This window comes from Microbulbifer sp. CAU 1566, assembly GCF_023156515.1.
In the GTDB taxonomy this organism is placed as follows: Bacteria; Pseudomonadota; Gammaproteobacteria; order Pseudomonadales; family Cellvibrionaceae; genus Microbulbifer.
The window spans coordinates 15,102-35,914 of the sequence record NZ_JALNMG010000004.1 but is presented as its reverse complement, the minus strand read 5'-3'; the positions used below and the strand labels follow the sequence as shown (position 1 = coordinate 35,914).

27 protein-coding genes and 1 tRNA gene are annotated in these 20,813 nt (G+C 57.4%); 6 read left to right on the top strand and 22 right to left on the bottom strand.

The genetic code is table 11. The annotated features are described in order from the left end of the window. Positions 1–25 precede the first annotated feature (25 nt). The 6 genes from M0G74_RS11060 (at position 26) to M0G74_RS11035 (ending at position 7,108) form a co-directional block, all read left to right on the top strand. On the top strand, positions 26–193 hold the full coding sequence (locus M0G74_RS11060) for a DUF4266 domain-containing protein (protein WP_201276963.1): 168 nt from the start codon (positions 26–28) through the stop codon (positions 191–193). Next, positions 180–1,340, top strand: a complete 1,161-nt coding sequence (locus tag M0G74_RS11055; protein ID WP_248216834.1) for a DUF3570 domain-containing protein — start codon at positions 180–182, stop codon at positions 1,338–1,340. Before M0G74_RS11060 ends, M0G74_RS11055 begins: the two co-directional genes overlap by 14 nt. Positions 1,341–1,519: 179 nt before the next feature. After that, a complete protein-coding gene (gene rlmJ, locus M0G74_RS11050) occupies positions 1,520–2,359 on the top strand; it encodes a 23S rRNA (adenine(2030)-N(6))-methyltransferase RlmJ (protein ID WP_248216832.1) in 840 nt (279 codons plus the stop codon). Between the two features lie 155 nt (positions 2,360–2,514). Further along, positions 2,515–5,409 (top strand): TonB-dependent receptor, encoded by a 2,895-nt coding sequence (locus M0G74_RS11045; protein ID WP_248216821.1) that lies wholly within the window; start codon positions 2,515–2,517, stop codon positions 5,407–5,409. A 128-nt stretch (positions 5,410–5,537) separates the two neighbouring features. Further along, positions 5,538–6,086, top strand: a complete 549-nt coding sequence (locus M0G74_RS11040; protein WP_160152098.1) for a sigma-70 family RNA polymerase sigma factor — start codon at positions 5,538–5,540, stop codon at positions 6,084–6,086. After that, entirely contained in the window at positions 6,086–7,108 is a 1,023-nt protein-coding gene (locus M0G74_RS11035; RefSeq protein WP_248216819.1) for a FecR domain-containing protein, read from the top strand. The genes M0G74_RS11040 and M0G74_RS11035 overlap by 1 nt, the downstream gene beginning before the upstream one ends. Before the next feature lie 116 nt (positions 7,109–7,224). On the opposite strand, the gene M0G74_RS11030 is transcribed toward M0G74_RS11035, so the two are convergent. The 22 genes from M0G74_RS11030 to mutY all read right to left on the bottom strand — a co-directional run bounded on the left by M0G74_RS11030 (position 7,225) and on the right by mutY (position 20,778). Next, entirely contained in the window at positions 7,225–7,599 is a 375-nt protein-coding gene (locus M0G74_RS11030; protein WP_248216818.1) for a hypothetical protein, read from the bottom strand. A gap of 217 nt (positions 7,600–7,816) precedes the next feature. After that, on the bottom strand, positions 7,817–8,260 hold the full coding sequence (locus M0G74_RS11025) for a hypothetical protein (RefSeq protein WP_248216816.1): 444 nt from the start codon (positions 8,258–8,260) through the stop codon (positions 7,817–7,819). 30 nt (positions 8,261–8,290) lie between these two features. After that, a complete protein-coding gene (locus M0G74_RS11020; protein ID WP_248216814.1) occupies positions 8,291–9,079 on the bottom strand; it encodes a hypothetical protein in 789 nt (262 codons plus the stop codon). Positions 9,080–9,414: 335 nt separating this feature from the next. After that, the gene (locus M0G74_RS11015; protein WP_248216811.1) at positions 9,415–10,038 is read right to left on the bottom strand and encodes a 2OG-Fe(II) oxygenase; all 624 of its coding nucleotides are present in this window, start codon (positions 10,036–10,038) and stop codon (positions 9,415–9,417) included. 5 nt (positions 10,039–10,043) lie between these two features. Continuing rightward, on the bottom strand, positions 10,044–10,430 hold the full coding sequence (locus tag M0G74_RS11010) for a hypothetical protein (RefSeq protein WP_248216801.1): 387 nt from the start codon (positions 10,428–10,430) through the stop codon (positions 10,044–10,046). Continuing rightward, positions 10,427–10,843, bottom strand: a complete 417-nt coding sequence (locus M0G74_RS11005; RefSeq protein ID WP_248216798.1) for a P27 family phage terminase small subunit — start codon at positions 10,841–10,843, stop codon at positions 10,427–10,429. Before M0G74_RS11005 ends, M0G74_RS11010 begins: the two co-directional genes overlap by 4 nt. Positions 10,844–10,984: 141 nt before the next feature. Continuing rightward, entirely contained in the window at positions 10,985–11,305 is a 321-nt protein-coding gene (locus tag M0G74_RS11000; protein WP_248216797.1) for a hypothetical protein, read from the bottom strand. A 226-nt stretch (positions 11,306–11,531) separates the two neighbouring features. Further along, positions 11,532–11,810, bottom strand: coding sequence for a hypothetical protein (locus M0G74_RS10995; RefSeq protein WP_248216795.1), 279 nt, complete (start codon positions 11,808–11,810; stop codon positions 11,532–11,534). 13 nt (positions 11,811–11,823) lie between these two features. Further along, positions 11,824–12,819, bottom strand: coding sequence for a hypothetical protein (locus M0G74_RS10990; protein WP_248216793.1), 996 nt, complete (start codon positions 12,817–12,819; stop codon positions 11,824–11,826). A 118-nt stretch (positions 12,820–12,937) separates the two neighbouring features. Beyond that, positions 12,938–13,240: a hypothetical protein gene (locus M0G74_RS10985; RefSeq protein WP_248216791.1), complete on the bottom strand. Its 303-nt coding sequence runs from the start codon at positions 13,238–13,240 to the stop codon at positions 12,938–12,940. Continuing rightward, a complete protein-coding gene (locus M0G74_RS10980; RefSeq protein WP_248216789.1) occupies positions 13,237–13,374 on the bottom strand; it encodes a hypothetical protein in 138 nt (45 codons plus the stop codon). Before M0G74_RS10980 ends, M0G74_RS10985 begins: the two co-directional genes overlap by 4 nt. A gap of 237 nt (positions 13,375–13,611) precedes the next feature. Beyond that, positions 13,612–14,949 carry an AAA family ATPase gene (locus tag M0G74_RS10975; RefSeq protein ID WP_248216787.1) on the bottom strand — a complete coding sequence of 446 codons (1,338 nt, stop codon included), beginning with the start codon at positions 14,947–14,949 and terminating at the stop codon, positions 13,612–13,614. After that, positions 14,946–15,359: a hypothetical protein gene (locus tag M0G74_RS10970; protein WP_248216785.1), complete on the bottom strand. Its 414-nt coding sequence runs from the start codon at positions 15,357–15,359 to the stop codon at positions 14,946–14,948. Before M0G74_RS10970 ends, M0G74_RS10975 begins: the two co-directional genes overlap by 4 nt. Next, positions 15,356–15,652, bottom strand: coding sequence for a hypothetical protein (locus M0G74_RS10965; RefSeq protein ID WP_248216784.1), 297 nt, complete (start codon positions 15,650–15,652; stop codon positions 15,356–15,358). The genes M0G74_RS10970 and M0G74_RS10965 overlap by 4 nt, the downstream gene beginning before the upstream one ends. Then, positions 15,642–15,911, bottom strand: a complete 270-nt coding sequence (locus M0G74_RS10960; protein ID WP_248216782.1) for a hypothetical protein — start codon at positions 15,909–15,911, stop codon at positions 15,642–15,644. Before M0G74_RS10960 ends, M0G74_RS10965 begins: the two co-directional genes overlap by 11 nt. After that, positions 15,908–16,192, bottom strand: coding sequence for a DUF3077 domain-containing protein (locus M0G74_RS10955; protein ID WP_248216781.1), 285 nt, complete (start codon positions 16,190–16,192; stop codon positions 15,908–15,910). The genes M0G74_RS10960 and M0G74_RS10955 overlap by 4 nt, the downstream gene beginning before the upstream one ends. After that, positions 16,189–16,356, bottom strand: a complete 168-nt coding sequence (locus tag M0G74_RS10950; RefSeq protein ID WP_248216779.1) for a hypothetical protein — start codon at positions 16,354–16,356, stop codon at positions 16,189–16,191. Before M0G74_RS10950 ends, M0G74_RS10955 begins: the two co-directional genes overlap by 4 nt. A gap of 651 nt (positions 16,357–17,007) precedes the next feature. Next, on the bottom strand, positions 17,008–17,688 hold the full coding sequence (locus tag M0G74_RS10945; RefSeq protein ID WP_248216777.1) for a DUF2285 domain-containing protein: 681 nt from the start codon (positions 17,686–17,688) through the stop codon (positions 17,008–17,010). Beyond that, complete coding sequence (locus M0G74_RS10940; RefSeq protein ID WP_248216776.1) at positions 17,685–18,992, bottom strand: integrase arm-type DNA-binding domain-containing protein; 1,308 nt, start codon at positions 18,990–18,992, stop codon at positions 17,685–17,687. The genes M0G74_RS10945 and M0G74_RS10940 overlap by 4 nt, the downstream gene beginning before the upstream one ends. A 161-nt stretch (positions 18,993–19,153) precedes the next feature. Beyond that, a tRNA-Phe gene (locus M0G74_RS10935) sits at positions 19,154–19,229 on the bottom strand. Between the two features lie 110 nt (positions 19,230–19,339). After that, complete coding sequence (locus M0G74_RS10930) at positions 19,340–19,621, bottom strand: oxidative damage protection protein (RefSeq protein ID WP_248216767.1); 282 nt, start codon at positions 19,619–19,621, stop codon at positions 19,340–19,342. A gap of 17 nt (positions 19,622–19,638) precedes the next feature. Beyond that, positions 19,639–20,778 (bottom strand): A/G-specific adenine glycosylase, encoded by a 1,140-nt coding sequence (gene mutY, locus M0G74_RS10925; protein ID WP_248216764.1) that lies wholly within the window; start codon positions 20,776–20,778, stop codon positions 19,639–19,641. Positions 20,779–20,813: the final 35 nt, after the last annotated feature.

Genomic DNA, 20,813 nt, shown 5'->3' with positions numbered 1-20,813 from the left:
GATTCTCGCCGGTTGCGAAACCGTGATGCCGGAGCCCTGGGTAAAACCTTACGAGCGGCACTATCTCGCGGACCCGATCATGAGTTTCGAGCGCGATCCGGTGGCCGCCGGCTACATGAACCACGTGTATGAAGCGCGCGAAGCTGCACGCGGTGCAGAAGGTGGATCCGGAGGCGGTTGTGGCTGTAACTAATTACAGAAAATGCCTCGGTGCACTAGCACTCTTTTTATTTTCTGTTCAGTCCTCTGCGGCGGTGTTGCCGGAAGAACGCGCGGATACCATGTACCACTCCTATAGTGGTGGTGGGGTCACCATTGATGGCCCTTCGGTGTTGGTGCGCAAGAATATTGGCAACAAGGTATCTCTTTCTGCCAATTATTATGTGGACATGATCTCCGGCGCCTCCATCGATGTGCAGGCCACCGCCAGCCCTTACAGCGAGCAGCGGGACGAGTATTCATTGGGCGCCGAGTATCTGGTGGATAAAACCACCATGAGCCTGAGTTACACCAACTCCAGCGAAGACGACTACCAGGCCGAGACTGTCGGTTTCGGCATATCGCAGGATTTCTTCGGCGACCTCAGTTCATTGTCCATGCGCGTCAGCCTGGGTAGTGACGATGTCATGCGCAACGGCGACGAGGACTTTCTTGCCCAGGCCGAGCACCGTCGCTATTCCATCGGTTGGAGCCAGATTCTCACCACTAAACTGATCGCCGAACTGAGCGTAGAAACCGTGGCGGATGAGGGCTTCCTGAACAATCCCTATCGCAGCGTGCGCTACCTGGACCCCAATTCCGGAACCGGCTTCAGTTACCAGGCGGAACTCTACCCCACCACCCGCAACAGCGATGCCGTGGCACTGAGGGCCAAATACCACCTGCCCTACCGCGCAGCGGTCAAAAGTGAGTACCGTCGCTATGCCGACAGCTGGGGCATCAATTCCGACAACCTGGAATTCCGCTACACCCACCCCCTGGAAGCGGAAAACCTGATCCTCGAGGGCAAGCTGCGCTTTTACAAACAGACCGGAGCGGATTTCTACAGCGACCTCTTCCCTTATCTGGATGCCACCAACTTCCGCGCCCGCGACAAAGAGCTGAGCGACTTCACCAGCACCGCCATCGGCATCGGCGCTTCCTACCTGCTGCCGGAACGCTGGGCCCTGTTTGATCGCAAGAACACCGTTAACCTTTACTGGGACTACGTGCTGTTCGACTACGACGACTTCCACGATGTGCGCGTGCACACTGGCAGCGGCGACTACCTCCCCGGTGACGAGCCCGCCTACCACTTCAATGCCCACGTGGTGCGCCTCTTCTGGTCCATGTGGTTCTAATCCAGGGCCCACATTGTGCACTGGAAGATCGAGCAAAAATGATTGTCAGGGGCCGCAAAGGCCCCTAAAGTTCGCCCGCTTCCCGGTGAGCACCAGCCTTCTCTGGTGACTTGCCCGCCACTGCCAAGCCCCATCCGGCAGTGTTTTTTCCTTGTTTTTACTTGCCCGGGGTGGGTCCTATGCTCAGTTATCGCCACGGTTTTCACGCCGGCAATTTTGCCGATGTGCTCAAGCACTGTGTGCAGGTGGAAATTATTTCTTACCTGCAAAAAAAAGAGGCACCTTTCGACTATATCGATACCCATGCCGGTGCCGGCAGTTATGCGCTGGCGTCGGACATGGCGCAGAAAAACTGCGAATACATGAATGGTATCGGTCGCCTGTTCAAAATCAGTGAGCTGCCGGGGCTACAGAATTACCTGCGCCTGATTGAGGGTTTGAACCCGGAGGGAGCGCTGCAGCAGTACCCGGGTTCGCCGTTGATTGCCGCACAGATGCTGGGCCCGCAGGACAAGGCCTGGGCGTTTGAGTTGCACCCCAGCGATGCGGAAAAGCTGCGACAGAACCTGCCCCGCGGGCGCCAGTACCAGGTGCGCGAGGAGGATGGTTTCAAGGGGCTGTCGAGCCTGCTGCCGAGTCGCGCCCGCCGCGCGCTGGTGTTGATCGATCCGCCCTATGAGCAGAAGGACGACTATCAGCGGGTGGTCGACGCGCTGAAGTTGATCCATCGCAAGATGGCCACCGCAACGGTCGCCCTCTGGTATCCGGTAGTGGAGCGCCGCCGCATCGATGCGCTGGAGAAGCAGCTGGTGGCTACCGGTATTCGCAATATCGAATTGTTCGAGCTGGGTATCCGCGGCGACGCCGAGGGGCACGGCATGACTTCCGCCGGCATGATCGTGATCAATCCACCCTGGACCTTGCGCGGGCAGATGGACCAGCTGCTGCCCCAGCTGGCGGCAGATTTGAGTGCCGATGGAGGCTCCCATTACCGCTGTGTGACCCTCGCTGCCGAATAGGGTTGCAGATCGGGAGTTACCAAAGAGGGGGCGGATCCCCCGGGGCGGCACGTCTCAACTTGTCACCCCGCAGATTCTTGTTGTATGTTTTCCGGCCAGAACAATAATCAAGCCGGAACGTGACCTGATTTTCGACGCTGGTTCTCTAACTGCTCATGCTGCTTTTGCAGAGAGTAGCGGTTGAGAGCGGTTTTGCGTGTCGCCATCGCGTATCCGGAATTCCCGCCAGCGTGCGGGGCAGCGATGACGACATGCCTATGTTCAAGACCTGCCACAGGTCACTCCGCACTTTGCTGTTGGCGGCACCAATCGGTGTCTGCCCACTGGCCGCTGCCGTGGCGGATAATACTTTTTCGGTGGCGGAATCCATCCATGCCGCTGCCAGTACGCCGTCGCCAGACACTGCCACCTCTGCTTTTTATACCTTCGAAATTCCCCCGCTGCCGCTGGATCAGGCACTGCTGGCGTTTTCCCGTCACACCGGTCTCGCAGTGATGCTGGGGGCGCAGCCGCAGAGCGCACAGTTAGCGCCGGCGTTAAATGGCCGCTTTACCGCAGAGGCCGCGCTGGCCGCACTGCTCGGGCCGTCCGGGTTCCGCTACCGCCAGGTCGACGGCCCGGGAATAGTGATACTGCCACCCAAGGCTCCGCACAAGTTTCCGCAACAAGACGTTTCACCGGCAGCCACGCCCGAGGTCCGGCCAATGCTGGAGGAAGTGGAAGTGGTGGCCAGCAAGCGCCGCACTAATCTGCAGCAGACCCCGATGACCGTGACGGCCCTCAGCGGCGCTACCCTGCAGGCGCGGAATATCGACAGCCTGGAGCAGCTGGCCGCCGAGGTGCCCAGTCTGCAGGTGGCGCGCAATGGTGACCACACCGCGTCCATGCTGTATTTGCGCGGGGTCGGCTCCGACAATCACACCGAGGCGGGGGATTCTGGGGTGGCTACCCATGTGGACGGGGTTTTCAGCAGCCGTGTACAGGGTTCTGCGGTGCTGCTCTACGATCTGGATCGGGTGGAAGTTCTGCGCGGCCCACAGGGCACCCTGTTTGGTCGCAATTCCACCGGCGGCGTAATCAATTACCACACGGCGCGCCCGGAGCCGGAGTGGTCGTCGGACCTGTCCGTGACCCTTGGCAACTATCACCAGCAGAAAGTCACCGCGATTGCCAACGCACCGGTGACCGACAACTGGGCCCTGCGCTGGGCGGCGGTATCCGTGCGCGCAGACAGTTATACCGAATACACCGGGGATTCGGTCTCTGCCGACCGCAGTGAGCGCTACAACAACACCGACCTGTTCAGCCATCGCCTCGGTTCCAGCTGGCAGATCCGCGATGACCTGCACTGGTGGTTGAGCTACGAGCGTTTCGAAGACCGCGGCGCCGGCAGTCTGCCGGTGGTGGATTACGATACCCCGGTCACCATCGACACCCCGGGTAAAACCCTGCTGAATCAGGACTCCCTGCGCAGTCGCCTGGAATGGACGCTGCCGGGCAGTGCGAGTCTTGCGTATATCGCCGGTCTCGGTACGCTGGAGCGCTCACAGGATTGGGATGCCGATGGCACCGGCGCAGTGGGCAGTGAAACGGACCCCGCCGTCTATCACCAGAGCAACCGCACCATCGGGTCCGAGTACCGCGGGCATCAGCACGAACTGCAATTGAAGAGCGATGATGAGCAGGACCTGCGCTGGATGCTGGCCTACTTCGGGTTTGAGGAACGAAACCGGATCCGCTTTGATCTCGAGCACCAGAATCCGGACGGCAGCGGCTGGGGTGGCGCCCCGGCGCACAGCTTCCAGCAGCCGAATCGCGGTACCCGCCTCAGCGCCTTCTACGGCCAGCTGGATTACGATCTTACGTCGCGCTGGATGATCAGCCTCGGTGCCCGCAGCGGGCGTGACCAGCGCTACGATCGCGGCGGTCGCAATATCGCCTGCCCGGACCTGATTCGCAGCGACCGCGGGGGCGAGCTGGGGGAGATCGCGGTCAATCGCGCTTCCGCAGCAGAGGGCCAGTGCTATGTGGCCAACTATAACGACGTGGATCACACCTGGCAGAGCACCACCACCATGGCGCGGCTATCCTACCGCCCGCTAGAAGACACCCTGTTGTATCTCCATTACGCCGAGGGCTTCAAGCCCGGTATTGTGCAGGACGGCGCCAGTCTCAAAGGAACATTCAGCGGCCCCCGGGACCCAGCATTCGAGTCGGCCCTGCAGGCACTAGTCGCGCGCAACAATGCTGGTGAAGCCTACGTCGGCCCCGAAACCAGTACCAATGTGGAGCTGGGCATCAAGCTCGGGCTGCTGGATGGCGCAATGACCCTGAACGGCGCCCTGTTCGATACCCGCTACCGGGACTTGCAGGTCTCCGGTGTTGCTGTCGAAGAGGACGGCACCGAGCTGATCCGCAGCACTAACGCGCCCTCGGCCACCATTCGCGGCCTGGAACTGGAGCTCAACTGGGCCAGCAGCCGCAACGGCCGCGTCACCGGGTTCCTGTCCTGGCTAGATGCGCACTACAACCGCTTCCTCGCCGTCGATAACGAATTCCCCAGCTACGGCCAGACCTGGAATCCCGATGCCGGCAATGCAGAGATCCCTGACCTGGTGGATTTCAGTGGCAATCAGCTGAAACAGGTGCCGGAGCTGAGTCTCGGTCTCAACTACCGCCACCAGCTGCCCCTGGGTAACTGGGGGCGGGCGACCGCGCGGCTTGGCCTGCGCTATGCGGATGCCATGTATTTTGCCGAAGCCAATCGTGGCGATCGCGACGGCCTGCTGCTCGACAACCAAAGCGGAGAATGGTTGCCTGATCCTGCCGGCCCGGCGCGCAATATCGACCGCCGCCCGGCCTACAGCCTGTGGAGCGCCGGCATCAAACTGGAGCCAGTGGCGGGCAACTGGTGGCTCGACTTCTACGGCGAAAACCTCACCGATATCGCCGCCGCCAACGACGTACAGGAGGCCGATGCCGCAACTCCCGTTTACTACTATGGCGCGCCGCGTATGTTCGGATTGCGTGTTGGCTTGCAGTTCGATTGATTTGGCTCCGATTATTTTTTCAAAGGGGGGGAGACGATTGCCGAGGCCTGGTCGTCATACCGGCGAGAGAATTAGATTTCGCTAAAGCAAGCAGCCAAATACAACAAAAATGATGGTGAAGAGAATCCATGGCGACAGCATGGGCCAGCCAATTGGCGACCGATAACGACAAAGATCTGGATTATTACTACCGCGAGTATCACCAGGAGCTGTGTCGATACGCGGTAAGCAAGTTCGGATTGTCGTACAGCGAGGCCGAAGATCTGGTGCAGGAAGCGTTTGCGCGGATGGCGCCCCAGCTCCGTGTCGGCGACATCGAGCACGTCAGGGCTTTCCTGTACCGCGCGGTGCACAACGCCACCATAGATACCTTGCGCAAAGGGCAGGTGCGCGAGAGTTACGCGCAATCGGTACAGGGCGATCCAGATCGCGAACAGGACAGTCGCAGCCCCGAGCGTGTGGCTTCCGGCCGCCAGTTTCTGGGACTGATCAGCCGCGCCTTGTGGAATATGCCCCACAAACGGCGGCGATTATTGTTGATGAATCGTGTCGATGGACTCTCCTACGCGGAAATCGCGCGGCGGGAAGGGCTCTCGGCAACAGTAGTGAAAAAACACGTAGCGAAAGCCCTGGCTGGCTGTCAGGAAGCGCTGCGTGTGCACGGTGGAGAATTGTGATGACGGCTGGGAACAGTCACCCGCAGCGTGATATCCGGCAGGTGGAAGCCGAGGCTCGCGAGTGGTTTATGCGCCGCAGTGAGCGCGCTTTGGATAGCAGTGAGCAGTCTGCGTTTGATGCCTGGATGCAGAAGGCACAGAACCGCGATGCCTACCGGCGTCTGCAACAGATTGATCGCAGCCTCGCGGCGCTGGCCGCCAGTGAAGAGGGCGCGCGCCTGCGCCAGCCGCTTGGCTTCGGCAGCCTGTTGGCAAAGCTGCAGGGTTTTCTCGGTGTCTCACCGGTAACCGGCCTCGCCTTCGCCTGCACCCTGATGCTCGCCGTCGGCACCCTGTACCTGGCGCCCTGGCAAAGTGAGCCCGCCGCCCAGGCCTACACTTCGGCACTGGCCCAGGTGCGCAACATCACCCTGGAGGACGGCAGCGAAGTTACCCTGGGGGGCGATACTGCCATCGAGACAAGCTTTTCAAGTGGTCGGCGCGACGTAAAATTGTTGCGAGGACAGGCCTTCTTCCGCGTTTCCAAAGACCCGACCCGGCCTTTTTATGTCATCGCCAAGGGTGCCGAGGTACGCGTGGTTGGTACGCGCTTTGATGTGCGCAGCGGCAGTGAAGTGAAGGTAACCGTTGAGGAAGGCATTGTGGATGTCGCCCGGCAGAAGGTGTCGGGCAGTGCGCCGGCGGATAAAGTCCGCCTGCTCGCCGGCCAGCAAGTCAGTGTCAGTGAATCCCGCTTGAGCCCGGTGCGCAATGTGGAATCTGGCCGGGTGGCCGGCTGGCGCCAGGGCAAATTCAGTTACCGCGATGCACCCCTGTCAGAAGTGGTCGCCGATGCCAACCGCTACCGCAAGCACCGCATTATTATCGGTACTCGCGAACTGGAAACACTGCGGGTAACCACCGCGTTTAATGCCGACCAGGCGGATATCCTGGTGGCGATGCTGGAGCAGTCGTTACCGGTCAGGGTATTCAAAGAGCCGGACGGGCGCGTGGTTATCTGGCCGGGAACCGTGGAAGAATAGCCGCGCATAGCGGACAAAAAAGCCCGGGCAATCTATGAATGCCCGGGCTTTTTTGTATGGGTACGGTTGGGTTAGGGGGGCGTCTGGGGGCGCTTAGATAGTTAGTTCCAGAATAGTTACTTCCAGAACTGCCACCACTTCTTGCTGTTCTCAGCACGTGCGGCCTGGCCCTGTTCGGATCCCTTGTCCATTTCCTTGCGTTCCTGCTCGGCCTTCTTGGCGCTCTGTGCCTCAAGGCCCTTGGGCATTTTTTCCTTGCCTTCTTCCGTTGGTTCTTCTGCGCTATTGCGCTTTTCCTTGGCTTTCATCGCCTTGTCTTCTGCCATCTGGCGCTTTTCTGCAGCTATCAAAGCCTGCTTTTCCGTGCCGGTTTTGGCTTCCGCAGATACCTTGGCTTCCTTCATTTCCTTGCCGGTAACTTCAGGCTTGTCGGCCAGGGCTGGCGCAGAAAATACCAGGCTGATCACCGCGGTGGTAAGAATCTTGTTCATGGTTTCTCCAACAATTGTGAAAATTTGTAGGGGTAATTCTGACGTGTGTGGATGAATTTATGCTGAACGAAAGGCTTGATAGTGTGATGGGGTTATCGTTCTCTGTTTATAAAGTGCGATTCACCGGGAGCCGATTTTGTGGATTGGTTCGTCGCGGAAACTGCTGGGGTAAGCGCCTGAAAATCTGCAGTATGCGCTCCAGCTTACGCGCTGGACTTCACCTGATAGAGTCAGAGTTTTCTAGATGTATGCGCTTCAAATATTTTTTGCGTTGTATATATTTATTGTGCATGCAAATTCTATTATTCCAACTCGCATCACTATCTGTTTCGGAGCTTGACCTGATTGCGGAGTCTTCCAGTTTGCACTGAACAATTGAATCTTCATGCCATTTAATTTGTGCATCTTCCAGATCACTAGTGTCATTGGTGATGCTTGAGAGTAGCTTAAGATATTCTGTCTCTAGTCTTTGCTTGGCGCTATTCTCGAAAAACTCTAAACACTTGCTTGCATGATGTCTGTATTGGGCGCTTGCTTTGAGGCTCTTGCACTCCAGTATTTCTGCTGCTTCGAAATTAAAACTCCCACTATTAACACCAAACTTCTCAGCCCAGCTTGGGCCAGAGAGAAGAATAAATAAAACGAAAATAATACGTTTCATGGTTTTGTTCCTTTGTATTGTTTTAGCAGGTTAAATATCTTCGAGCACTTTCTTGTTCGGGTCTGATGGGGGGAGGCTGTCGATGAAAGCCTGCGCTTCTCTTACTCTGCGCTGGTTATCCTCGCTCAGCTGGTGGTAGGGCGTGTCTATCCCCAGGTAGCGATCCGGGTTTGGGATAGAAATCAGGTGGTACCTCGGTGTGAATTCGAGAGGTGTTAATACAAAGCTGTCGCCACCCAGAATAAAAAATCTTCCGGTAGTTGTCCTGAAAGAGTGTCGACTGATTTTTTTGAGCTTTTGGTGTTCCTCGACTTCGTTACCATCGAGTTCCTGGTATTTGCGGTGCAGATTACCGGGAGTGATTGCTTCGCTAGTATCCGGGTTGAAATGCCAGACGTATGCGCGCAGTTCAATTTTGAGCATCCGGCGAATCTGGTCTTTTTCGAGTGGCTTGCTTTGTGGCGCCGTGGGCGTTGGCGTCGTTTTTCCGGTTACTCGCTCCCAGTCCTTCCAGATTCCCTCCCAGTGAATAGATCCGCCTGATGGATTCCTGTTGACCTTGAGAGTCACTACATCCATTTGTTGATCTTCGAATGGATTGAGGGTGAATTCATTGTTTTCGGATTCGAGTAGCTTGGTGTTGACGCGGACAATGCGGTAGCGGGACGCGTAGTAGATTTTTCGGTCGATGGAGGGCTGGTTGTATTGGTAGATTCTTTGTTCTTCTTCGGGAGTTACCTGTTCGAAGAGTTTTTGCGGTTCGGCCGTTGCCAGTGGCGACAGGCAGAGGAACAGGATGGCTCTGAAGAGGTTGGGCATGGGTGCACTAGGGATTGGGGGCTTTAGTGCAGGATAGTTGAGGCTGGGTTGCGCTGGGGGCGGAAGAATCGTAATAGCCTAAGGGCTATTACGACCCTGCGGGCTTCGCACTTCGTGCTCGTTGCAAATCGCTGGCGCGATTAGTCGAACCGCGGTGGTTCTCATCCGGCTCCGGACAACGGATACAAAAAAAGCCCCATCCTTGCGGATGGGGCTTTTTTTGTATGGTGCCAGAGGCGGAATAGAAAAATGCTGGCAACATGTTGATTATTATTGATTTTTATTATTTGGTGGGGCCGCGTATACCCTCCTGTATACCCAAACAGTCGGATAACTCAATAGCACCAACAAACTAGGGCAAGCCGTTCGCCGGAATCCACCGGAGCGGCGCGGTGTAATCTCTCCGCCGGAAAAAGGCAGGCGGCCCCCAAGTCATTTGCGGCAAAATGCCATTCTCCGGCATCACCAAGCACTATCAGGCCGCCGCCGTCATATGAATCTGGTACGGATAGTTGCACAGAGACCGTTAGCCGTCTTGGCGCGGTAGCATCGCTGTCTTTGTGCCAATTGAAGTGGTCTCCGGCCCTGTACCGCACAATGCGGGCCTGCTCCGCCAGCCTGAGCCCATCCAGGCCAAACTTGATCCCAGCAGCATAGATGCACGGCCACAATTGATCCAACACCCACTTAAACCGGTCTTCTGTGGGGTCAAAAAAGGTTTCTAATGCGGAATAGCGCCCGGTATCGACCGCACCGATACCCGCCACACCGACTAGACCGGCGCGCCAGTGTTGACCCGTCAATTCATTCATCAAGCGCTGGCAATCGGCCCCGGTAAACAAGGAAGTCTGGTATGCGACATTGGGGGCTAACGGTCGGGCGCCGCTCTCGTATTCAGCCTGGGCGGCCTCCATCTGCTCACCAATTCGCTGTAAATAGGCTATATCGAATATATCCATGTCCTCTAATCCTCGCGAGCAATTACCAACAGGGCACCAAGCTCTGCCAAGATTTCTTGCACAGAAAGTAGATCACCACAGTTCAGTTGCGAGATGGGCACTGATAGCTGACTTGCCGCTGCACCGGCGGCAATTGAAATTGAGTATGCATCGCCCTGGGTAAACATTTCCGGTGGCATTAGGGCAACGATCTCTTTTTCGGTCCGGCGGATGGCGACACTTGAACATGCTGTCAGTTTTTTGAGCGGATCGCTTGGGCGGCAGCGCCCCTCAAGGATCGCGTGAGCATCTCCGTATCTCCCGCTCTCGATATGATCGAGAGCGGCGCTCATATCCTGTAGCAGTGCCAATACAAGCGGGTTTGCCGCGAGCTTGATGGTTTGATCGGTCATCGCTGTTTACTCAACTGGGTTGGGCCACCATTTGCAAATTTGTTCTTCTTGCGCGCTGAGCCAGGGCTCACTTTCGTCGCGCTGCTCGGAGTAAGGCCGAATTCCCCGGCCAGTGCTCGATACTGAGCAATCATGTGCCCAGTTGGTGCGGCGCCGGCAGCGTACTGCTGGACAATTTTTCCATGCAGCGCGCACAAGTGGGCCAGTGGACTTAAGCACCCCTCTGTGAGCAACCCATTGGCGTGCAGGAGCCCGCTTAGGCGCTCCCATTCGCATAGCGCATGGCTATTCGGGAGCCAATCTGGCGGCGTTGGCATTTCTTCAAGAGGTGGCAGCTCAAGGCTGTCCTGTTCATCGATACGGCGGGAGCCGTTCAGCAGTTTGAGGCTTTTGGGTTTCTTCGGTGGTGGCATGGGTCGCTCCTAAGTCGGCGCCAGGTCACTGGGTTAAAAAAACCAGTTTTCTGAAGCGGGCATGCAAAAAAACGATTGGGGGCGTGGTGTCCGCTTGGGGCGCTTCTGACTTTCGAAGCACCCCCCGGGCACCCTAAACCCCTACTGGATACACTGAGGGGCGCTGTGGTAGCTCACAAGAGCGACGCGGGAGCGCTTGCCTTGTAGGTCAAACCCTAAACCCGCATACCAAAGAGCTATACGCCCGATGGCTTCAGCCTCCTTACTGGTTATCTGACTAATACCGGTAGCCTCAGCTACCAGATAACCACCCATTGCCGTTGCAACTGCAACCGTCAGGAAGGTGCCTGCTTCGTCATCTACAGGCTCCACCTGCACCATTAGAGCTCGATTATCAGGAAACTCTTCCGCGCTACGAGCGGCCTGGCGAGAGATGCTCTCCATTGCAGAATCTAGACTCATGCTACAACCCCTTCTGCGGTAAGGCGCTTTATCGTGAGCCCTATATCCCGGAGACAGTCCGAAGTAACCAGTATCGTTGGTGATCCAGGGTGGCTCAGTAGATACCAGCCACCGTTTCTATCTCGGTCTTGTTGATTAGTGGCAATTTTGACTTTGAACCCCGCGTGAGCGGCAGCTCGCTTGAAGTCCATATAATCAGAATTGGCCGCTGGCTTGTTTCCGCTATTCACTTTGAATGCCCCTTTGCTGCCAGCTGCCAGCATGCGCCATCACCGGGTGCATAACCTCGGCTTCCATCAGTCACATGCACCCACATCGAGCCTTTATGCGTTACAACGTCGCCGCGCCCATAGTGCTGAGCGCGCTGATAGATACCGCGGTACTCCATGCCTTTGGACTCTATCGACTCCAATTTGCTTTCGAGATTCTTGATACGGTCGGCAAGGGGCTGTATCTGCTTACTCAGATAGTCGTGCAGCCCCTCTACAAATTTTTCTACGTTCACGGATCACCCCCAATTACTCGACGATGACAGCGGACGCTGATGTCACGATTCGGTAGGAGCGCTCAACCAGAAGCCCCGCGCTGTTTGTCTGCCACAGGGACGTCAGCTCGCCTTCTGCGGTTGGGTCATCGGCCATCATTACGCTTGCGTGGCTGGCACTGCGGGCTACGAAGTCTGAAGCCCAGACGGCGCAATGCTCGGCGGGGATAACAATCATTTGAGGGTCACTGCTTTCGGCCTCGTAGCCGATGATGTGAAGATCGGGAACGAACTCACCCCCAGAAACGGACATCCTGCCGTCTGATTGCATTGCCAAGCCTGGCACTAAGCTCCAATCGGCCAGAACAACATAGCCGCGGGAGGGCTCCGCTTGGGCCAATGCGTTTTGCAGGGATTCAAATGCGTTAGCACCTGGCGTCGCCGTGGGCGAGTTTGAGTCCACAAACTCCATGGCAAATGCCTTGTTTGCGGCGGCTGTGACCGCGTTGGTTAGCTCTCGCTCAAAGAGGGAAAAGCCCGCTGTATTACCTTCGCGCAAAAGCTCTTTGGTCATCACCACTAAGGCGGCAGTTTTCCGGTCCTCAACCTCCTCCCCAAAAATGTCAAGGTGCCGGACCGCCTTCGGCGCCCCCTCGTTAACCACATCAGCTGTTGTGCCACTTGCGACTAGAACGTTCGGTAGATCTTCTGGGATTTGGCGACAGTACCGTAATACCAGCGTTAGTGCGTCACGGTAAGCGATTGATCCCAAGTATGACTGGGCCATTGCCTGCCCAGCAGCGGACTGCCAAGCGACATCAAGAGAGTTCGCGGGTGTCGCAGCCTTTGCGAACATACCAATAGGCGTTCCGTCTCCATCTCCACCCATTTGGCGAATCTCTGACATACCATTTTCAGTACTATGCCTTGCCAAAGCTCGCAAAATGAATAGAGCTTGGCGCTTCAAGTTTTCGGTCTCGTTTTCCTTGCGAATTTGCAACGAAAGGCGGTCGCGGTCGGTCATCGGCATGGTGCTATTCCTGTTCAGTGAATGATTGGTTAAATATCAAGTAGTACAGGGTTATTGTCTTGCCGGTATAACCCGGCATCCACGACCAAACAGATGGTTAATGCAGCGTTGTGCCGGGTTACCTCTCCCGTGTTCCCTCGATCCAGTGTGCGAGGTCCACCAAGCGATAAGAAACGCGGGTTTTATTTCCGATCCCACGGCGATAGGCAGTTGGCCCGGTTTTTTCTCGGCGGATTCGCTGAAGGTGGTCCGGGCTATAACCAAGCACGGCTGCTGCATCAGCCTCACCAATACGCAGATCAAATGAGAGCTGCATCCCTGCGGCTCTGGCGGTATCCGCGAATAATTGCGCGGTTTTAAATACCCTCTCGTCATAGTCGCTGCACTGCAACCGAAGGGCGTCCAGATGGCTTTCGATCATTTCAATACTCCCAATAGTGCTAAGGCATGGGACGCCCACCAGGTAGGCCAGGCAACAATCAGCAATATCGCTGCAGTTATCAGCTCAACTTCTTTATCGTCCATCAGCACCACCCCACTGATTAATTCGGCCAATTCGCGCACCCCCAAATTTGTGCGCCAGGTAATGGCGCATCTGATTGGCTGTGAACTGTTCGGGGTCGATGATGGTTAGACGGTCGCCGTCGATCTCTGCGTGCCATACCTTGGCCACCGGTTCGGGCTCTGGTTCAAGCCCACCAAAGTGCGCCTCCCATATCCTGCGGATCGGTGAAAGCCGGTCTAATCCCAGCAAGTGCGGCGGTGGGTTTTGCGTAGTGTGGATGCGCGCTCTCACGAATCACCCCCGCAATGACCGCAGCCCTCACCGGCGCAACTCGGGCAGGTTTTGTTTAAGTCCGCCTTAACACCGCCACTCTGGGAACTGGCGGTGTTAAACCCAGAATCACCCTGAAACCCTTGTGAATACTGGCTTTCTTTAAGGCCGCCAGATTTAGAGGTGGGGCTGGCGGTCTTGCTGTTGGCGGTCTTACCCGGAAGCATCCATTCCCAGTGGCCGCGTCCACGCTCGGCACCGTCCTGAACCCGGTGAGCTTCCACCCCCAATTCCTTTTTGGCTCGCTCTACCGTTCTCCAGCTGGTCCCTGAAGCGGTAGCTTCCTGCTTGATTGCTTTCACCGGTACCGGGCCAGACCACAGCAGCTCCTCCAGCCAGGTCAGGGCATCATCGCGGGAGGAGGATCCGACTTCAGTTTCACCGATGATCTCGCGGGCCGTTCCTTCAATCACATCTCCCCAAACGACTCGAGAGGCCGACAGGCCATCCAACTCTACTTGCTCGAGGTCATACTGGAAGCCACCACCATCAGGGCCAATGTTCGATTTTGCCCGAGCAATAATTCGGTCGCCGTCTTCCCCCTTGGTGGCAACGATGACCACTCTGGCGAGCGCACCAAAGGCGATGGAGCCTGTAATGCGCTCCGTGGGGTCTCTCCCTGCTGTCCCTTTGGAAAAGTGCGTGATACCCAGCACGGCGCAACCAAGGCGACTGGCAAGGTTCACGATGGGTTGCAGTGCTCGCCTGACCTCTGCGTTTTTATGAGAGTCGCCAGTCACTGCCGACACAACTGGATCCGCTATCAGGAGGCGTACACCACCAATGGCTTCTGCCTGCTTTTCCAGGGTCAGAATGTCTGCAGCGGGATTGAATGGCCGTGGCTCTCCGCAGGAAACAACGTCACCAACGATGTACACGCGGTTGAGGTCTGCCCCGGCTGCCATCAAGCGAGGCACGAGGGTATCTGCGGCATCATCCTCGCCCGACCATATCAGCACGTTACCGATGGGCGCTCGAGAGCCGTCAGGCCATAAACCACCATTGGAGACTATGGCCGCGATACTGAGTGCCGCTGTGGTCTTTCCGCAGCCCGGGTGCCCACCAAAGATGTGAAGCTTTCCCGCGGCGAGCCAGCCAGGCCATAGCCAGCCGATAGGCCGGCAATGGACGTCACTGGCGCGGGTCAACTTGACCGCCGGTGGTTGCCCTTGCTGTACCTCAGTACGCAGCTGCTCAATATCTGCAGGTGTGGGCATGGGGCCGGTGTACTGCTCCTCCCCCCATATCTGGTCAACTTCCAATGCTTCACGTTTTGCAGCTTCGATTGTGCTCAAAGTGGGCGCCTCCCTGTTGCCTGCTCGATGCGTTGGCAAGCGAGCTCCACACGGGCGGCATCCGTTGGGGTGATACGCCGGCCACGTTTCAGATCCGCCGCGGCAAAGCGCAGAATCTGGAACTCGAAGTGAACAGCGTTGGCGCGTGCCTGGGCCTGTTTGCGCTGGCGGTAGGTCGGGTCAGGCCTGAACCCGGTGTCGGGGAACAAATCGCCCCACGAAAGGCCGAGGGCGGCGAGAATGCTGTGGCTGTCGCAACCGGCCCAGCACTTCAGCAAGAGCTTGCCATCCTCTGCCTCTGTTACCTGCAGAGTGTTGCGGTCGCACACGGAACAGATGCCCCGGTACCGGTCTTTTCCGATCAGGCGGAACTTGCCGGCTGGGTAAAAGCGTTCAATTGGTGCTTTCATCGTCCGGCCTCCTGCAGTAATTCCAAGGCCAGTTTGGCGGTGGTTTGCAGGTGGCCGGCACGGCCAGCAGCTTCCATGTCGCGGTATTGGCCTGTGGGGCCAAGATCGAATAAGGCGTCGCGTAGCATGTTTGCGGCGCCGACAACCTCGGGTTTTGGTTGGCGCAAGGTCTGGATCAGCTGTAGGCGCTGCGCAGCAACGCTGCAGGTGTGTTCAAGTTCCTCTTTTAGGTCTTTAACTAGGTGGTTGACTCTTTTCAGTTCACGGCTGAGGCGGGCTTCATCAGTAGTCATTGGAAAGCCTCCTGCCGAGTACGATCAGGGCATGCAAGTCGGAGCTAGTCTCTTCGATAAACACCCCCAAGGACTGTAGGGTATTAATCATTTCTTCAGCTCGGGCGCCGGTAACTTCGGGCTCGGATCCGCCTGCGCCCAACATCTCCGCGATAGAGGCCACACAGCGAGCGGACTGCTCGATACGAGAGGACTTTTCGGTAAGCAGGCTTTCCAGCCAGGTCAGCTGTTCATCGGTGAAGGCGGGGCGGTTGCTCATGCTGCACCCCCATTCAGATTTTCGATCTCCAAGGCGTTGAATGCTGAATTTATGGTGGCTTTTGCCATCGGTAGCAGGTGTTGCAGGGCGTAACGCTGCATGATTGGAAGGTCGCCGTCTTCGCCGTTACTAGCAATTCCTTCACATACTTCTACGAGATTACGAGCGTGCTCTAGCACATCGACGATTGGTAAACCGTCCTTAATTTCGTACAGCTCGCTGCCTATCTTTGGAGTGAAACGGTAAAAACTGACGCGGGTTGAGGTTACCAGATTGCTCATTTCGCACCCCCAATGCGCTCAAGGCGGCGCGCGGCATTGGCATGGTGACGGAAGCGGGCAATACGGGTTTTAAGGCTGGTGTTACTGTGAAGCGCTGCCATGGCCATGGCGCGGTGAGCGCGCACGCGGCGGCGTACAGACGGACTTTGGGTGGGGTTTGACATTGTGTCGATTCCTTGGTGATTGAAGGAACCGCCACCAGCTCTTCGACAAGCTATGGGGGCGGACCGCGCCGGGGTCGAAGAGGGCTGGAGTTCACCAAGGAAAACTACACAGCCCACCCAGCACGGCCCGCCATAAATTGCGGGCATAAAAAAGCCCACATAGAGACGGGGCGCGAGTGCGCCTTGGTGATGTCTACCCAGCTTCGACCCCGGGCCTGTCGCTTTTGCGGCAGTGGGGGAAATGTACACCGCGGGTGGCAGCTGTGCAACGCCAGCGGTAGAATCTGTGGTCGAGATATATGCAATTTGGCGCTGTTCCACTTGGGCAGCGCCATTTTTTTGTGTGTGCATTAGGCGGCCCCCCTCTCGGCTTTCTTGGTTTCCAACCAGGATTGCCACTCGGCCTCATCGTAAAAAACGGGGGCTTGTCGGGATTCGCCAAACTTAATTGGTTGGGGAAAGGTGGGGTCTTTGGCGCGTAGCTTTGCCAGGCCGTTGGCACTGAGGTCCATGCGCTGGCAAAGGGTGGTTTGCCTGATAAGCCTCAGCTGGTCGGGCGGTGGGTTTACTTGCATCTGAATGGCTCCGTATTGGGTGAGCCACAAGGTTCAGATTTTTAATGAGTGCAAAATAGGAAATATAACAACTCTCTTATTTTTCCGGAGAAAACCCCTTTGTAGCGAAAACCTTGGATAGATAGATACCTTGTGCGGCCGCCTTCTCGACACGCTTTCTCACTGGATAATCTGGATAATTGTTTTCTTTGTCGGGATACAGCACAGCCGCAATTTCATCATCGCTGGCACCTGCCGCTTTCCCATCCAATACACGCAAGTACTCCGGCCACTTTGTGGACGTTTGTCGCTGAAAAGCGGGTGATACTCCGTCTGCTGAATTGCGCAATTCGACTGCTTCTCCGATAGCAGTAAGCTGGGGTTTGACTGGCAGAGAGCGGTCGATAACAGCGAGCGTGTCACCCTGATACTGCAGCTCTGTGAGTATTCGGAGAATAATAGTCAACCCCATTTCTGGCGTATATCCAGGGACTTTCTCCCAGCGCTCCAAATCATCGAATGTAGGCAATCCGACAACCCGCGAAGGCGGCAACATTCCCTGGTATGCCTCATCGTGAGCAGGGTCATGCAGCGACCGAACACCAAATCTCCAGCAGGAAACATTGCTAGGGTCGGTTTTAAACTTTGTCTTATTGGCATCGAAAAAAGCTTGGTACTCAGGGTTTCTGCGCAGGAATTCCCACCGCCAGGCATTGATGCCTTTCCAGCTTGGGTAGGCGGACGGATCGCGAAAATTCTTAATGGGATACGCTTTCATGCCCGTTGCAACCTCGCCACTTTTTTCCCCTTCGGCTGCGCGTACTCAAATGGGGCGACATATTCCCGGCGGCTTTCTTCCAGGTACTTGCTCCACCAGTCCAACATCAGGCGGCGCTCTTCCAGGTGCTCGGCTTTGTGGATGTACGCGGCGCGCACCCCGTTGCGCTCTTTGTGGCTCATTTGCCGCTCTACGGCATCGCGGGACCACAGACCGGACTCAACCAGGGCGCTGCAGGCCATGGTTCTGAAGCCGTGCCCGCAGACGTCCTGCTGGGTGTCGTAGCCAAGTCGACGCAGGGCTTTGTTAATTGTGTTCTCGCTCATCGGCCGGCCGTTGTTGGAGTCACTGGGGAAGATCAGGGCGCTACGGCCGCTTAGGGTCTGGATCTCTTCCAGCAGTGCCAAGGCTGCGGGCGAGAGCGGCACCAGGTGAGTGTCTCGCATCTTGCTGCCGCGGGTGGAGTGTGGCACTCCTTCGATGGCTTCCCGCTCGGGCGGAATAATCCAGAGCTTCCGCTTCCAGTCGATCTCACCCCAGCGGGCGAAGCGCAGCTCACTGGATCGGATGAATACGTGCAGCGTCATCAGCATGGCCAGGCGGGTAAGCGGGCGGCCGGTGTATTCGTGGATTTTGTTCTGCAGCTCCCCGATGCGCTCCAGGGGAAGGGCGGGCCGGTGTTTCGCTTTGCGGGTTTTCACCGCGCCAGTCAGATCCTGTGCCGGGTTGTAGTCGATCAGCCCGTTTTGTACGGCGTAGCGGAATACTGAGCAGATCCGCTGCTGCAGGCGGGCGGCCATATCCAGGGCGCCACGGGCTTCCACTGTCCGTAGAGGTGCCAGTAGGTCGCGGGTTTTGAAGTCCTCGATACTGAATCCGCCGATCATCTGGAACAGGTTGGCTTCCATTTCCCGAATGACCCGCTCGGCGTGTGGGCTGGACCATTTTTCTCGGGCCACCTGGTTGCGGTGCCAATCTCGGGTGACGGTCTCGAAGGTCAGGGCGCCGGCTTTCGTCGCCTGCTCGGCTTTCTTGTGGTCGATGGGGTCAATGCCGGCAGCCAGTAGCTCCGCGGCGTCATCGCGTTTCTGTCGTGCTGTTTTCAGACGGGTGGAAGGGTAGCGGCCGAAAGTCATCAGCCCCTGCTTTCCGTTGGGGCGCTTGAACTTGTAGCGCCAAACTTTCAGGCCAGTGCGCTTCACCAGCAGGTGCAGGCCGTTGCCGTCGAACAGGCTGTAATCCTTGTCCGTGGGGCGGGCGGCCTCGCATTTCGGGTCTGTAAGGGGGACGATTTTCTTCGGCATGGGTATACGCTCGTTATCGAACCGGGCTGTATACCGAAGCATATACCGAAAGGGTGGGATTGTGTGGAGGTGTGCAGAATCATACAGGCACAAAAAAACCCGCGAGAGTGCGGGTTTTCTTGGGTTTTCCGATCATGCGGGAGCATGTGGAGATATATTAGTGGTGCCCAGAGGCGGAATCGAACCACCGACACGGGGATTTTCAATCCCCTGCTCTACCGACTGAGCTATCTGGGCTTCGCTTTATTCGGGGTGTCCCCGGCAGCGAGGCGCGTATTAAACCTGCTCTTCTGGGGGGAGTCAACCCCTTGATTGATAAATAGTTTTTTCAGTTGGTAAGCGGTTGCTTACTTGTTGCCATCTTGCTCGGGGACATAGCCGTCAGCGGCGTCGTAGTCTTCGCCGCTGAAGAATTTACTCATCTGCTCTGCCAGGTAGGCGCGGGAGGAGGGCTCCATCATGTTGAGGCGTTTTTCATTGATCAGCATGGTCTGGTGGGCCATCCATTCCTGCCAGGCTTTGGCGGAGACGTTCTCAAAGATGTCCTGGCCTTTGGGGCCGGGGAAGGGCGGATTGGGGAGGCCTTCCAGTTCTTCCTGATATTTGCGGCAGAAGACGGTGCGGGACATGGGTTCTCCTAACTTATTCAGCACGGGGCCAGCAAAGGGTCCCGAAACGCTACGAGCTGTTTAACCAGCTTGGTAATGGGTGCCGGCAGTCCGAGATCCTGTCCGGATCTGGGCCGGTCGAGCTGGCGCAGTTTATACCAGCCGCAGGCTCCTTCTGCCACCTGTGCGGGTTTGCGCGGCAGACTTATCCACACCGGGTGTATATCCAGGTGAAAGTGGCTGAAGGTGTGGCGCATGGGCGGCAGGGCCTGAATCTCGCTGGCATCCAGGTCCTGTGCGGCCAGCCACTCCTGTGCGCTGGCTTCGCCGCCGTCGTCCCCTTCCAGCTGTGGTGGTATCCACAGGCCGCCCCAGATGCCGCTAGCGGGGCGCTGTTCCAGGTAGAGTTCGCCGTCGTGCTCGATCAGCAACAGAGTAGTCTGGCGCTCAGGCTTTTCCTTTTTCGGCTTTTTGCCCGGGTAGTCGGTGGGGTTGCCTTGGGCGCGGGCGATGCAGTGACTCTCGAAGGGGCAGCGCTCGCAGGCGGGTTTCGAGCGGGTGCACAGGGTGGCGCCGAGGTCCATCATCGCCTGGGTATAGTTACCGGTGCGCTCCCCGGGCGTGTAGCGCTCGGCAATTTCCCACATCTTTTTAGCCACGGCGGTTTGCCCCGGCCAGCCTTCGACCGCGTGTATGCGGGCCAGCACCCGCTTCACGTTGCCATCCAGAATCGCCGCTTTCAGGCCCATGCTGATGCTGGCGATAGCGCCGGCGGTGGAGCGGCCGATTCCTGGTAGCTCAGCCAGTGCTTCCACATCCCTCGGGAATTCACCACCGTGCTCGCTGACCACTGTCTGCGCGCACTTGTGCAGGTTGCGCGCGCGGGCGTAGTAGCCGAGGCCGCTCCAGTGGGCGAGTACCTGGTCCTGGCTGGCAGACGCCAGGGCCTGCACGGTGGGAAAAGATTCCATAAAGCGCAGGTAATACGGAATAACAGCCGTGACCTGGGTTTGCTGCAGCATGATCTCTGACACCCACACCCGGTACGGGTTGATGTTTTGTTGCCACGGCAGGTCGTGGCGACCGTGCTGGTCGAACCACTTGAGCAAGGCTTGCTGGAAGCGGGCTGGCGTTTTGGGCTTAACCGGAAGCTTGGTATCTGGATCGGATTTGGACATGGTCTGAAACGAAAATGGGCACCGCGAAGGGTGCC

What these genes read in the sequence shown, in the direction of transcription:
- M0G74_RS11060 (WP_201276963.1), top strand. Translation starts at nt 26, where the DNA reads ATGCCGGAGCCCTGGGTAAAACCTTACGAGCGGCACTATCTCGCGGAC.
- M0G74_RS10955 (WP_248216781.1), bottom strand. Translation starts at nt 16,192, where the DNA reads ATGAGCAATCTGGTAACCTCAACCCGCGTCAGTTTTTACCGTTTCACT.
- M0G74_RS10970 (WP_248216785.1), bottom strand. Translation starts at nt 15,359, where the DNA reads ATGAAAGCACCAATTGAACGCTTTTACCCAGCCGGCAAGTTCCGCCTG.
- M0G74_RS11045 (WP_248216821.1), top strand. Translation starts at nt 2,515, where the DNA reads ATGCTGCTTTTGCAGAGAGTAGCGGTTGAGAGCGGTTTTGCGTGTCGC.
- rlmJ (WP_248216832.1), top strand. Translation starts at nt 1,520, where the DNA reads ATGCTCAGTTATCGCCACGGTTTTCACGCCGGCAATTTTGCCGATGTG.
- M0G74_RS11040 (WP_160152098.1), top strand. Translation starts at nt 5,538, where the DNA reads ATGGCGACAGCATGGGCCAGCCAATTGGCGACCGATAACGACAAAGAT.
- M0G74_RS10930 (WP_248216767.1), bottom strand. Translation starts at nt 19,621, where the DNA reads ATGTCCCGCACCGTCTTCTGCCGCAAATATCAGGAAGAACTGGAAGGC.
- M0G74_RS11005 (WP_248216798.1), bottom strand. Translation starts at nt 10,843, where the DNA reads ATGCCACCACCGAAGAAACCCAAAAGCCTCAAACTGCTGAACGGCTCC.
- M0G74_RS11010 (WP_248216801.1), bottom strand. Translation starts at nt 10,430, where the DNA reads ATGACCGATCAAACCATCAAGCTCGCGGCAAACCCGCTTGTATTGGCA.
- M0G74_RS11020 (WP_248216814.1), bottom strand. Translation starts at nt 9,079, where the DNA reads ATGCCCAACCTCTTCAGAGCCATCCTGTTCCTCTGCCTGTCGCCACTG.
- M0G74_RS11025 (WP_248216816.1), bottom strand. Translation starts at nt 8,260, where the DNA reads ATGAAACGTATTATTTTCGTTTTATTTATTCTTCTCTCTGGCCCAAGC.
- M0G74_RS10945 (WP_248216777.1), bottom strand. Translation starts at nt 17,688, where the DNA reads ATGAAAGCGTATCCCATTAAGAATTTTCGCGATCCGTCCGCCTACCCA.
- M0G74_RS10940 (WP_248216776.1), bottom strand. Translation starts at nt 18,992, where the DNA reads ATGCCGAAGAAAATCGTCCCCCTTACAGACCCGAAATGCGAGGCCGCC.
- M0G74_RS10960 (WP_248216782.1), bottom strand. Translation starts at nt 15,911, where the DNA reads ATGAGCAACCGCCCCGCCTTCACCGATGAACAGCTGACCTGGCTGGAA.
- M0G74_RS11015 (WP_248216811.1), bottom strand. Translation starts at nt 10,038, where the DNA reads ATGGATATATTCGATATAGCCTATTTACAGCGAATTGGTGAGCAGATG.
- M0G74_RS10990 (WP_248216793.1), bottom strand. Translation starts at nt 12,819, where the DNA reads ATGCCGATGACCGACCGCGACCGCCTTTCGTTGCAAATTCGCAAGGAA.
- M0G74_RS10985 (WP_248216791.1), bottom strand. Translation starts at nt 13,240, where the DNA reads ATGATCGAAAGCCATCTGGACGCCCTTCGGTTGCAGTGCAGCGACTAT.
- mutY (WP_248216764.1), bottom strand. Translation starts at nt 20,778, where the DNA reads ATGTCCAAATCCGATCCAGATACCAAGCTTCCGGTTAAGCCCAAAACG.
- M0G74_RS11030 (WP_248216818.1), bottom strand. Translation starts at nt 7,599, where the DNA reads ATGAACAAGATTCTTACCACCGCGGTGATCAGCCTGGTATTTTCTGCG.
- M0G74_RS11000 (WP_248216797.1), bottom strand. Translation starts at nt 11,305, where the DNA reads ATGAGTCTAGATTCTGCAATGGAGAGCATCTCTCGCCAGGCCGCTCGT.
- M0G74_RS10950 (WP_248216779.1), bottom strand. Translation starts at nt 16,356, where the DNA reads ATGTCAAACCCCACCCAAAGTCCGTCTGTACGCCGCCGCGTGCGCGCT.
- M0G74_RS10965 (WP_248216784.1), bottom strand. Translation starts at nt 15,652, where the DNA reads ATGACTACTGATGAAGCCCGCCTCAGCCGTGAACTGAAAAGAGTCAAC.
- M0G74_RS11035 (WP_248216819.1), top strand. Translation starts at nt 6,086, where the DNA reads ATGACGGCTGGGAACAGTCACCCGCAGCGTGATATCCGGCAGGTGGAA.